Origin of the sequence: Pricia antarctica, assembly GCF_900101815.1 — a bacterium.
Taxonomy (GTDB): Bacteria; Bacteroidota; Bacteroidia; order Flavobacteriales; family Flavobacteriaceae; genus Pricia; species Pricia antarctica.
In genome coordinates this window covers 62,882-74,396 of sequence record NZ_FNAO01000005.1, presented here as the reverse complement: position 1 = coordinate 74,396, position 11,515 = coordinate 62,882, and the positions used below count along the sequence as shown (strand labels likewise).

Annotated in this window: 17 protein-coding genes; 12 read left to right on the top strand and 5 right to left on the bottom strand. The window is 40.8% G+C overall.

Annotated features, from left to right (window positions below):
- Complete coding sequence (locus BLT07_RS10275; protein ID WP_091868390.1) at nt 1–645, bottom strand: YceI family protein; 645 nt, start codon at nt 643–645, stop codon at nt 1–3.
- Nucleotides 646–1,119: 474 nt separating this feature from the next.
- Here BLT07_RS10275 and BLT07_RS10270 point away from each other — a divergent pair, with 474 nt between their 5' ends.
- The 3 genes from BLT07_RS10270 (at nt 1,120) to BLT07_RS10260 (ending at nt 4,742) form a co-directional block, all read left to right on the top strand.
- The gene (locus BLT07_RS10270; protein WP_091868389.1) at nt 1,120–3,522 is read left to right on the top strand and encodes a PAS domain S-box protein; all 2,403 of its coding nucleotides are present in this window, start codon (nt 1,120–1,122) and stop codon (nt 3,520–3,522) included.
- A gap of 171 nt (nt 3,523–3,693) precedes the next feature.
- Complete coding sequence (locus tag BLT07_RS10265; protein WP_091868388.1) at nt 3,694–3,909, top strand: helix-turn-helix domain-containing protein; 216 nt, start codon at nt 3,694–3,696, stop codon at nt 3,907–3,909.
- A gap of 329 nt (nt 3,910–4,238) precedes the next feature.
- Nucleotides 4,239–4,742, top strand: a complete 504-nt coding sequence (locus BLT07_RS10260) for a hypothetical protein (RefSeq protein ID WP_091868386.1) — start codon at nt 4,239–4,241, stop codon at nt 4,740–4,742.
- A 539-nt stretch (nt 4,743–5,281) separates the two neighbouring features.
- Here BLT07_RS10260 and BLT07_RS10255 read toward each other — a convergent pair.
- Nucleotides 5,282–5,950, bottom strand: coding sequence for a BON domain-containing protein (locus tag BLT07_RS10255; RefSeq protein WP_091868384.1), 669 nt, complete (start codon nt 5,948–5,950; stop codon nt 5,282–5,284).
- Nucleotides 5,951–6,207: 257 nt separating this feature from the next.
- Between BLT07_RS10255 and BLT07_RS20980 the strand changes: the two genes are divergently transcribed.
- Genes BLT07_RS20980 through BLT07_RS10240 form a run of 3 tightly spaced genes read left to right on the top strand, consistent with a single transcriptional unit; the run spans nt 6,208 to nt 7,202 of the window.
- The gene (locus BLT07_RS20980; protein WP_175455307.1) at nt 6,208–6,366 is read left to right on the top strand and encodes a hypothetical protein; all 159 of its coding nucleotides are present in this window, start codon (nt 6,208–6,210) and stop codon (nt 6,364–6,366) included.
- 25 nt (nt 6,367–6,391) lie between these two features.
- Nucleotides 6,392–6,790 (top strand): hypothetical protein, encoded by a 399-nt coding sequence (locus BLT07_RS10245; RefSeq protein WP_091868380.1) that lies wholly within the window; start codon nt 6,392–6,394, stop codon nt 6,788–6,790.
- Between the two features lie 55 nt (nt 6,791–6,845).
- Nucleotides 6,846–7,202 (top strand): hypothetical protein, encoded by a 357-nt coding sequence (locus BLT07_RS10240; protein WP_091868378.1) that lies wholly within the window; start codon nt 6,846–6,848, stop codon nt 7,200–7,202.
- 25 nt (nt 7,203–7,227) lie between these two features.
- Here BLT07_RS10240 and BLT07_RS10235 read toward each other — a convergent pair whose 3' ends face one another.
- Both BLT07_RS10235 and BLT07_RS21715 read right to left on the bottom strand, forming a co-directional pair.
- On the bottom strand, nt 7,228–7,464 hold the full coding sequence (locus tag BLT07_RS10235; protein WP_091868376.1) for an exonuclease/endonuclease/phosphatase family protein: 237 nt from the start codon (nt 7,462–7,464) through the stop codon (nt 7,228–7,230).
- 342 nt (nt 7,465–7,806) lie between these two features.
- Nucleotides 7,807–8,034, bottom strand: coding sequence for a BON domain-containing protein (locus BLT07_RS21715; RefSeq protein ID WP_091868374.1), 228 nt, complete (start codon nt 8,032–8,034; stop codon nt 7,807–7,809).
- Between BLT07_RS21715 and BLT07_RS20975 the strand changes: the two genes are divergently transcribed.
- The gene (locus BLT07_RS20975) at nt 8,008–8,202 is read left to right on the top strand and encodes a hypothetical protein (RefSeq protein WP_175455300.1); all 195 of its coding nucleotides are present in this window, start codon (nt 8,008–8,010) and stop codon (nt 8,200–8,202) included. The genes BLT07_RS21715 and BLT07_RS20975 overlap by 27 nt on opposite strands.
- A gap of 320 nt (nt 8,203–8,522) precedes the next feature.
- Here the strand turns inward: BLT07_RS20975 and BLT07_RS10225 are convergent, their stop codons facing one another.
- Nucleotides 8,523–8,936 carry a universal stress protein gene (locus tag BLT07_RS10225; RefSeq protein ID WP_091868373.1) on the bottom strand — a complete coding sequence of 138 codons (414 nt, stop codon included), beginning with the start codon at nt 8,934–8,936 and terminating at the stop codon, nt 8,523–8,525.
- Between the two features lie 477 nt (nt 8,937–9,413).
- On the opposite strand from BLT07_RS10225, the gene BLT07_RS10220 reads away from it, so the two are divergent.
- From BLT07_RS10220 to BLT07_RS21570, 5 genes are all read left to right on the top strand, one after another.
- Nucleotides 9,414–9,872, top strand: coding sequence for a hypothetical protein (locus tag BLT07_RS10220; protein WP_091868371.1), 459 nt, complete (start codon nt 9,414–9,416; stop codon nt 9,870–9,872).
- A gap of 2 nt (nt 9,873–9,874) precedes the next feature.
- Nucleotides 9,875–10,012, top strand: coding sequence for a hypothetical protein (locus BLT07_RS10215; protein ID WP_245726505.1), 138 nt, complete (start codon nt 9,875–9,877; stop codon nt 10,010–10,012).
- A 74-nt stretch (nt 10,013–10,086) separates the two neighbouring features.
- Nucleotides 10,087–10,596, top strand: a complete 510-nt coding sequence (locus BLT07_RS10210) for a hypothetical protein (protein WP_091868369.1) — start codon at nt 10,087–10,089, stop codon at nt 10,594–10,596.
- An 8-nt stretch (nt 10,597–10,604) separates the two neighbouring features.
- A complete protein-coding gene (locus BLT07_RS10205) occupies nt 10,605–11,222 on the top strand; it encodes a CDP-alcohol phosphatidyltransferase family protein (protein ID WP_091868368.1) in 618 nt (205 codons plus the stop codon).
- A gap of 131 nt (nt 11,223–11,353) precedes the next feature.
- The gene (locus BLT07_RS21570; RefSeq protein ID WP_262503245.1) at nt 11,354–11,488 is read left to right on the top strand and encodes a hypothetical protein; all 135 of its coding nucleotides are present in this window, start codon (nt 11,354–11,356) and stop codon (nt 11,486–11,488) included.
- The last annotated feature ends 27 nt before the right edge of the window (nt 11,489–11,515 follow it).

Below are 11,515 nucleotides of genomic sequence, written 5' to 3'. Positions count from 1 at the left end.
TTATAGGGATTCTAGCTTGACAGGTATTTTCAAGACCACATCCACATCCGGCCATAGCTTGGAAATACCATCTGTGCCGGTATGTACTTCATAACATTCTTTATTCAGGGTTTTAAGTGCTTCTTCGCCGTTCCATAACAATACATCTATGTGGATAGAAAGCATAAGGGAATCATTTTTTATAGCATACTGGAGGGCCACATCATTTGAAGTGTCGTTCATTTCCAGTTCCAGTAAACCATTACCATCGCTGGCATCCAGAATTTTTGCAAAAATAGTATCCATTTTAAAGACATTGAAAAAGGAAGTCCGTAGTTTTGGGTCACGAATTTCATTGCCGGAATTTACTGACATAGTATTGATTGTCACTTCTGCATTCTTTAATAGTTCGTCTATCGGGCCAGAATCCGTTTTAAGCCGTAACCTCAATTCATCGAAAGTACCGCTTACGCCTAATTTATCCGTAAACTTATAGGCTGTCCATTTCATTGAAGTACCTGAGGTGTCTATGGAATAGGTGGTTTTCCCTAGCATTATTTTCGTCTCGGTCGAGTCATCGTCTTTATTCTCTTTCTTAGAAGTGTTACAGGATAATCCGAATAGGACTAAGATTAAAAACGGGATTGCTATTATAGTTTTTTTCATAGTGTGAAGATTTTATAGTAACGTCAGACTAGCGCAGTCGAAGACCATTTTAGTTTCTCGACATTTAGACTGCGTTCAGTGTGACAAAAAGGAAGAATTAGAACTATCCGTTTTTAAGTACCGCATCCAATACCTCCAGTTTTTTCAATTTCTTGGTGCAGAAAAACCAGTCGGTGCATTCCATATCTCCGTTTTTGGTCTATAGATTACTTTAATGTATTTATCAAAAGTAAACACGGCACCGGTCCTCTAAAATGACCTGCGTCATATTTTCTGGGAGGATGGTCTTCATATGACCGATATCATTTTTCCCCGAATGCTACTGTGATATATTTACCAACCAACGTATGAAATTACGTTGCCCGACCTTACCGACCGTTTTTCGAACAAAAGACCGATGAATGTGCCACAATTTATTTGTTCGCAGAACTATAGATTGGATATGTAATTAGTTGGTACCTAAGCTATGAGGTAATGTATGCATCAAAAGAAATAGAGAACAAGAATCTTTTCCAGTATTTGGATGCAGCTGCATCCATCTTTTTGGTGATCAAGGCCGACCACTCCATTGAACTGGTCAACCGTAAAGGTTGCGAAGTACTTGGCTATGAACGGGTGGAAATCATTGGAAAGAATTGGTTTCATAGGTGTATTCCAAAAAAAGAGAAAAAAGAACTGGCTTTTTATTTCGACCAGATTATTGCCGGTACCGAAGAGCCTCCCGATGTATATGAAAATTGGGTGGTCGCAAAAGGTAACAAAAGAAAATTGATACGCTGGCGAAACGCGTTATTAAAGGATGAAACCGACAAGGTAACGGGTTTGATTAGTTCAGGGGTGGATGTAACCGAGCAAGTCAAAACGCATCAAAAATTAAGATCCAGCGAGGAAAAAAATATTGCCATTTTGGAGGCATTGCCTGATATGATGACTATACTCGATAAAAAAGGGACGATTATGGAAGTTCAGGTACCCGACCCATCATACCTTTTTGCCCCGGTGGAGCAAGTAATAGGTAAAAATGTCAAGGATTTTTTACCCATTGAAACGGCAGATTTTTTGTTAAAAGCTTTTGAAAGGGTGGGGAGGATGCAAAAAATGGAAATAGTACAAGTAACCGCCCCGGTTGCAAAGGGGACAGTGCAGTATGAATGCCGCTTGGTTCCAATGGCCAAGGACCGAATTTTGAGTGTTGCCCGGAACCTTACCAAGACAAAGTCATTACAGCAAAATCTAGAGGTACACCATAGAGCCTTAGAAGCCGCCGGCAACGGCATACTTATCGTCGATGCGTGTCATCCCAATCTTCCTATAACCTTTTGCAACGAAGCCTTTACCAAAATGACGGGGTATACTAGGGAGGAGGTCATCGGGATTAATTGTCAGTTTTTGCAGAAAGATGACCGTGATCAAGAGGCCATCGCAACTATGGCAAAGGCCATAGGAAAGGGAGAGCCTTGTCATGTACTCTTGCGAAATTACAGAAAGGACGGCTCCCTGTTTTGGAACGATCTTACAATTACACCCTTGCACGATGAAAAGGGCGAGCTGATTCAATTTATAGGAGTTCAAAACGATGTTACGGAGATTCAAAGGGCCAGAAAACGGTTGGAGGACTATTCCGATGAACTTGAGAAAAAGGTAAAGAACCGTACCCGGGAACTGGAATCGACTGTTAAAAAATTGGTAGAAACCAATCTAAACCTAGAAGATCAGATACAGGTAACCCGTATGGCGGAGAGCAAGGCACAACGTAGCCAGGCACAGTTTGCCGCTATAGCCCAAAATTTTCCAAAGGGACTCATTGTGGTATTTAATTCCGACTTTGAACTGACCTATGTGGAAGGGGAAGAACTGAAACGCGTCGACCTGAACAAAATAGATTTTGAGGGCAAACGTATCGATGACATTCCTATATTCTCCAAGGAACAAATCGAAAAGATAAAAGAAGATATCCTAAAAACGATTGAAGGGAAAGGCCTTTCCTTCGAGATAGAATTTAAGGGTAATTGTTATGCTGTAAATTCAATGCCTTTACGTTCCGATATGGAAGCCATAGTTTGGGCCCTATTCGTTTACCATAACATTACCGACCAAAGAAAGATACAGGATAAACTGGCGAGTGCGCTAAAAACTGAGCAGGAACTGAACGAACTGAAATCACGGTTTATCTCCATGGCCTCGCACGAGTTTCGTACGCCCTTGAGCGCCATTTTGTCCTCGGCAATTCTTATTGGAAAACAGAATGCACCGGGCCTGGAAGAAAGACGTGAAAAACATGTGGCCCGGATACGGAAAAGCGTAAAAAATCTGGTGGTCATCTTAAACGATTTTCTGTCCTTGAGCAAGTTGGAGGAGGGCAAGGTACAGGTCGATCCAAAACGTTTTGAACTGATCCAGTTTTCAAAATTGTTATTGGAGGAAATGGAAGGGAGCAAAAAGGAGGGTCAATATATCGAACTGAATCATCCAAAAGAGGACATTATGGTCTATATGGATTCCAAACTTCTGAGCCATATACTGATCAATTTGCTTTCCAATGCCGCGAAGTACTCCGAAGAAGGACAAAAAATCAATATGGAAATTTCCCAAACCATTGAAGGGGAGGTAACATTTATCATCAAGGACGAGGGCCTAGGCATACCCCATGAAGAACAAAAGAACCTCTTCGAACGGTTCTTCCGGGCGGCAAACGTGACCAATATTCAAGGTACGGGCCTAGGCTTGCATATCGTCAAGCAATACACCGAACTATTGGGCGGTAGCATCAGCTTTACGAGTAACATCGGCAAGGGCTCATCCTTTAGTGTAAAACTGCCCTCGCAAAGTCCAATAAAAATAACCGATTTTAAAGAACACTTAAATGAAGCACGATAAAAAACATATTGCTGATCGAGGATAACGTCGATGTACCTGAAAATACCGCGGATATTCTGGAATTGGCAAACTATGAGCTACTGACCGCCGAGAATGGAAGACAAGAGATTATACGGGCCAAGTAATTTAAACCCCATTTCGTGGTCTGCGACATAATGATGCCCGAAATGAATGGAACTATACGACAAAGGTCATATCAAAGAAAAGCCCAATGGCGGCACCGGGATTGCCCGGGAAGATTTTGCAGGAATGATCGGTACGGCCACCGATACGGCCATACGAACTCTTTCAGACTTCAAGGACGAAGGTTTGATAACTACAGATCATGGCCGTAGAATTGTCATTCTAAAAAAGGAGGAACTCAGGGGCATATCCGATTTTGGGTAGATTTTAGTCCATAAATAGAATTTATTCCGCCCCCTCGATTTTCGGAGAGGAGCCGCTCATCTATTTCATCGAAAGCGCTGTATTGCTGTGTCATGTTCGTTCAAAAAAATGGCCCGATAATTTTCTTAGTAACGGTGCATTGAGCTTGTCCCTGAGAATATAAAGCAAAATGCTCACGACTATGTAGAAAATGCCGACCATTTCCTTTCAAAAATAATTTTATCGGAATCGATTTGAAATGATTTACGTCATGGTATAAGATTGAAATGCGTTTTAATTTAGTATTACGGGAATGCACTGACCTAACGACGAAATTAACATTCCTTACCATGAGACCAAAGATTCAAAAACAGACGAAAAAGCATTTTTTCATTAAAAGCTATGCTCATTTATGGCAATTGGAGGACGCTATAAAAGTTGCTCTAAAAGAAGGCTCGGAGCGGCTTTCGTTATCCGTATTGGGTAAATTAGCGGAACACTGTATTTCAGGCGATAGAAAAATCCTCGATTCAAAAAAACAGCTAAAGGCCTACTGGCGAGGTTCCTTGGGCCCTAATACCGATTTTGGACTGTTCTGCAACCCCGAGATCGGTACGTTGTTCATTGCGGGAAATTTGGTTTCCCAGTTTCTACATGACCTCGATGGCAAGGCGTTGGGAACCATGTCTTCGGGGCCGTATGGTATTTTAAGGGGATTGGGCCTACCAAAAGACGACGCAGCCCGCTATATCAAGTTATTGAACGAAGAACACTTCTTGCTGATGGCCAGGGGATATTGCTATCAATTGGATAGGCTAGGGGAGGAACTCGAAAAACTACAAAAGATGGAATGATTGTCAATGTACCCTATGTACCATTCCGTGAACCTGATTTCAAGATACCAAAAACAGAAACAGGAAGCCGAGGCCTCCTGTTTCCTATGAAAGGTTAAAATTTGTCCGCTCTTCCAATCAAGCCTTTACATCACTTTATCGCTAAAATGACCTAGAGGTCAATTTTGGTTCGAACAGCATCGCTCCCTTCACAATGATACATGCGCCTTGCAGCAACATGAACCAATATTGTAATTGATATTTCAACGAAACCGGGACACCGAAATGCCCCGGTTTCAAAGAAGGTATTGCATCTACCTGTTCCGCTTATAGTAATTTGCCGTATTTGCCTATCGCTAGACAAGTAGGCCAACTACAGGGTCTAAAGTATTTATTAGAACTTCCGTTGGGCCCTGGCCGTATTGCTACGCCTAGGCACCCGGATCTTTATGTTTTCCAAAGAACTTTTTTACTTTTGACTAGGGTGCTAACATAGGGCATCTATTTTATCCGTAAAATGACCTAGGTCAGTTGTTACAACTTTTTTCGTTTTTTTTCGATTAAACGAATTCAGGGGAATACTGTACCACAATATCATTTTGAACCAGACGCACTCCAAGACCTTTATAAGCTGCTTTTTCCGCTAGTTCTCGTTCCTTAAGCGAATGCACCCTGCCCTTAAGCTGTACCGTATCGCCATCTACCTGCACCCGTATACCATTGGCTTCCAGATTTGCAGAACGCTCTAAAGACTTGATAATTTGCTCTTCAATATTATCGGGTTGCACATCAGGAATAAGTTCTATATTATTAACGACTCCCTTTACGCCCAAAAGATTTTGTATGACGCGTTTGGCGGCTTTACGCTCATAATCCCAAACAACTTTCCCTGATAAGTAAATGTATCCGTCTTCAACAAATACCATTATCTTTTCTTTGGGAATCGCGGCATTCCATTCCAAAGCATTGACCGCAGCTTTTGCGATCTCTTTGTCGGTTTTCTTAAAATCGTCGCCATATTTGACCTCGATATCCTCGGCCACGGCTTTAACACCCACTATTCGTTTGGCAACTTTATTGGCAAGAACCTTTTTATGATAATCGTTAACCACGCCACTTAGCGTTACGACACCATCCTCTACTATGATCCCTATTTGAGTCTCGTCAATGTTGGGTTCAAATACGAGTTCATCCAAAATATCCTGTTTTATTTGTGCATCTGATTTCATCTGATTATTATTTTATTCCTTAAAAGTACCGCTATCACTTATCCTAAAAAATGACCCACGTCAGTCATAGTTAATTTTCAATATTGTTCCCTTATTCTTTATTATTTGTGTTGCTACTGATTTATATCATTTTATGCTTCAGGACAAGTTTGCATTTTTGGCATATACTTAAAAGCTGATTATGAAAGTCACAATTGATTAAAATAAACAATAGCGGGAGTTTCATGTATTGGTTGCAAGCACATTTGCCTAGACCAATGCAGACGGTTTTCGAACTTTTTACCGAACACCAGTTCGATCTGTCAGAGATTGCCAAAATACGCATCCGTACCGTAGAGGAGGTAGAAAAACTTTTGGATGCAACGCGAGAAAGTTTACACACCAGTTTGTTGCGTCGCCAGAACAATTCGGATTAATAGAAAAAAGTCAAAATGTATCACTATGAAAGCTAAAACTGCAAACCCCAAAACAGAACTATTATTAGGGGCGGCATTGGATGTACTGCATCAAGAAAGTCGCGAATGGAAGGACACCATCGATTTTTGGAAAGATGAGACCAAATTTTTTGCGGATCTCTTGTCAAAAAAAGAAGCTACGGAATCCGAATATGGAAAAATGTTAAAGAATTTGGACAAGATACACGAGAACCTCTTCGATTATCTGACGGAAGACATTATCGCACATGAAAAATTCCTTTCCCGTTTGGTAAAGGGAGAAAAAGGACTGTCCGACGGGAATTATAGGGAGCAACACCGAAAGCTCGGCGAAAGAATGGCCCTTTTTGCCCAAGATTTTAAGGATTTTAAACGGATGGTATTCGGATATGCCAAAAAACTTTGAACAATGGTTTCGATGAATTAAAAACAAGAAAACGAGATTTTAATAATCCACGATCATGAAAATCACCCTTTTTACAAAGGAATACCGGCATGCGGACAGTATCGCGCATTTTATGGATTTCTATTACAGCTTACAGTTAAGGCACCTTGCAAGTGATTTGTTGAATCAAGGCCTTACGCCTAAACAGATAAGTGATGCCGTGGTCAAGGCAATGGGTATCGGAAAGGCTTCGGGAATGGATCTTCGTCAACATTTTAGGCCGGTTTTCAGTGGAATCGAAAAGGAAATCATAAGTGATTGTAAACTTTCACATTTGGCCTATGGGTTGGTGTTGATGAACGCCGATACCGAACTTTCGATTGTAGGTAATTTTCAGGTTAGTGTATTAGCGCAATATTTAAGAAGTCAGTAATACCATTACAAATCGATTCGAAGACTTATAGGACAAATGATCCCAACCGTAGTAGTGTCACGTTAGAATCCTCGAAGGCGATGATTGGTTTTGTTTTTTCAAGATTCTTTAAATAGCTGAGAAAGTCGGCATCCCATTGTCTTCGGTAATCCAATGGGTTCAGTTGTTGGCCTGAATTTGGCACATAAACGTTGACCAAATAGAAATTTTCGAATTTCGCATATTGGATTCGGCCCTCAACATCATGGTCCAAAACACCCATATCATCGATTATGTTCAGGGGCTATGCTCTGGTCAACAAGGCCGTTCCGGAATATCCTTTTTTAGCTATGGAATTACTATAAATTTGATGCCCAGTCAGCGGAGATAAAGCATTTGATACTTCTTCGTCCTGCGCTTTGGTCTCTTGAAGTCAAAGAATCAGTACCTATTTTGCCGATGGATTCAAAAAAATCGTTCTTAACGACAGCCCTGATACCGTTGACATTCCACGAAATAAACTTCATCATATTAATTTTAGCAAACAAAGCCATATAAAAAACCCCGACGAAAGATATGCAAGTCGGAGCTGTTCAAAAAATGTCTAGATGGGTTTTAATCGAAGTCAAGCGTATGCGGGATAAAATTGCACTTTAAGCTTATTGACAACATTAAACACTCCAGGAGCCCTAAAGGCTGCCCTTTCCGCTTCTTCTTTCTCCTTGATGGAATGTACCTTTCCACTAAGGGTTACCGTATGACCATCTGTTGTGACAGTAATACCTTTTGCATGGATTCGTGCGGAAAGTTTAAAAGCTTGCCAACTGTGAGACAATGGAATCGAAATATACATGTGGGAATTGCCTTTGTCGGCTTTACACAAAATAATGCCAAAAGGAAGATTTTGGACGTGGACGGTTCATTGGTCTATCTTCCCAATCGTACCAACCTATATTTGGACCCGCCGGAATCCGTAGTAGAAAGCATTAGACAAATGATAGTCAAAAGAAAGAAACGATAACCCTGACGGGATTGGGACGGTTTGCGAATTTCAGAATTGGATACCTACCTCGGTTCAGTAATTGGTTGCTCTCGTTTACCGGTAATAAAATCAAAAGTGAAATCACGATGATCGGCGGTCAAAAAGTAGAGGAAAAGATCAAAGTCCAAAAGATACCTGATAAAGTACTCGCAGCGTCTGAAATACGGGTTTAGAACTTTTCTTGTGGCATTAAAGTCCGACCACATTAAAACGGAGTAGGGGCACTTTAATGTCCTTGACCATTTTTCTGACCATACCACTTTGAATGTATTTTTGATAAAAAGTATTTTTCTTTCGCTCTAACATGGCGAGTAGGTCAGCGTCTGAATCTTCCAAATACCAGACCAATTCTTCAAAAATTGTATCTCAAAAATTAAGTCGAAATCCAGTTTTTTGTAATCAATTTTATCATTTATAATTTCCTTGAACCATTCCATTTTTTCTTTGCCCGCATATTCCTTTTGTGTGGTAATATGTACCACACTGACTTGGGCATCGAATTTTTTGGCGATTTTGACCAGTCTTCGAAGCGCAAAAATATCGGCCCGTTCAAAATCGGTAGCATAGGCCACTTTTTTGAAATGAGTGCCTTTAACGGTTTTCGGTACGGCCAAGACGGAGCAGGGGGCTTTTTGAATTAGGGCCTTTGCCGTGGTGCTACCTAGGAGAAATTCCTTTACTTGGCTGGCCCCTTTTCGTCCGACAACGATCATATCTGCATCGTTTTAATGGCTTTTTCCAAGATACCGTTCCAAACGGAACCATCCTCGTCCACCACAAAACTAATGTTGGCAGCTTCCCAACTAGCACTTAGATGTTTTGAAAATACGCCTTCAGTTGTGCACGATTCTCACAAAAAGATTTTGCTCCTTGTTCATATAGCTTACGGATACGGGGCTTGCCAAAGAAATCGGAATGTCGAAAACGTGACGATCAATTTCATATTGAATTTTTGGGTCAATAGGTGTGCGGATTTTAAGGCGGCTATCGAATTTTGCGAGTAATCCGTGGCATAAAGAATCGTTTTCATCATCCTAAGCATTAAAGTTGATGTTGTAAATCTATATAAAGAGGATATAAGTAAAAATAACCTTGGTCATACAACTGGTGACATAGACATGATTTTGGTCATTTTTATTGACAGACCACTACTTTACATTTATATCGTGATATTCTGAAATAGGCAGCTCATGATCGATAAAAAGCATAATCAGGAACTTGATTTTTTAAAGGACGGCCCATGGGACGAACTCTATGTGCTGACCGGGCATTGGATATCCGATCTTGAATTTTATAGGGACGACCTACGTTTTTTGCACCATCTGATTGATAAATATTTGATGTGGATAAGCAAATCAGAAAATTTGGATATGGTAAATAAGTTAAAAAATGGATTGTTCGACCTTGGTGTAAATGTCAGGGATTTGTTAGAAAAAATTGGGAAACATCGTATACAGCTGGGTCAGATTGTAGAAAATTTCAATAAGGCCGATGCCAGTATTATACGCACGGAGCATGAACATTTAGAGGAAGAAATAACCTTGTTCGTAAAATCGTTCCGAAACAACCGCAAAGAGGTTTTTACCATTACCGAGTACGTTATCGATAGCGAGAAACTCGCCACTGTTATGGATGCTTTAAAACTATAGTTATGGAAAGTTTAGGAACCGTACTGTCGGAAATTGTACAAGTGACAACTATCATTGAAACGGAGCATCGGGAGCTTTATAAGTTCTTGGATGAGGACCCAATGACCCTGACTGCGGCCAAAAAGTCATTTGGATCTTGAAACGATGCAGAACTATTTACAAAGTTTAAAAGAACTGTTGAATACCTATTTAAAAACCCATAGTACGTAAGGAGATGAAAAGTCTGAAGAATATAGTATTGTTTACCATGTCTCTTATAGGAGTACTTTTTCTAGGTGCATTGTGGTATATGAATACCTATTCTATGGACGAGGCAAAAGCATTTGAGGTGCATTCCCCTAATCTCGAAAAAAAACTGTTGGTCGCCACCCAAGGCAGTGACTTCAAGAATTCAGTTACGGCCGGTATAGTGGAATACTATGAACAGGATTCCATTTACATCAAGGTAATCGATGTTTCCGATCTGGGGGATATAGACCCAAAAAATTTCGATGCCTTATTGATTATCCACACTTGGGAAAATCGGAAACCGCCTACATCGGTACAAACCTTTACCGACAAAAACCAAAATACCAAGAATAAAACGGTAATGCTGACCACCTCCGGTGAGGGAAGTTACAAAATGGGCGATGTGGACGCGATAACCGGCGAGTCTATCGTGGCCGATGCACCGCTTATTGTAGATAAAATAATCAACAAGCTAAAACCTTTGCTCGAAAAATAAAAGCTTTTATGCTCACATTTAAGAATTACAATATCGCCGATTGGTTTTCGTTCTATCGCATCGCAATGGTGCCCGTGCTGTTGGCCCTCATCCTAATGGAGGAACGACTAATATTCACATGGTTCCTTCTGGCAAGTTATAGCACGGATGCCATTGACGGCTTTTTGGCTCGAAAGCTAAAAATCTCCAGTCCTAGGGGCGCGCAACTCGATTCCATAGGCGACCAGCTTACTTTCGTAATGGGTCTTATCGGACTTTGGGCGTTTGAAAATGCGTTCATTCGCCAAAATTTACTGATTATCGCGGTGGCCTTCACGCCCTACATTCTGCAAATGTTGATCGCGTTTATGAAATACGGCAAGGCAACTGCCTTTCATACGTATTTGGCAAAATCTTCCGCTGTCGTACAAGGCACATTTATTTTATGGACGCTGTTCTTCGGTCCTATTTATTGGCTGTTCTATATGATGATGGTCATCGGCATATTGGAAACCATAGAGGAGATTACCCTGATATTTATGTACGATGACTGGGTGGAAGATGTAAAGGGCATCTATTGGGCGCTGAAAGACGGGCGGAGGTTAAAAGGAAGTACCGCCGATACCCCAACCGATACCACTACTTAAAAGTTCAATCAGCGAACTTTTAGAATATATTACGTAAGGGAAAGTAAAATTTAAGCCTATAAACTGGAAATTTCCCCGAATATGGAAGGAAGGCAATACCGTAGTAACCAGAATGTTCTTATATGGGGGGCATGCACAACATGTATTTCGAAAATATAGACCCCATACAGCATATTCTTCAGACCAAGGAAGAGGACAGCCCGGCCAAAGTTTGGAAGCATAAAATTTCAATAGCTAAAATTGATAATGGTCTTAACGAATATTAAAGATGAAATCATAGTTTACGGCGGAAT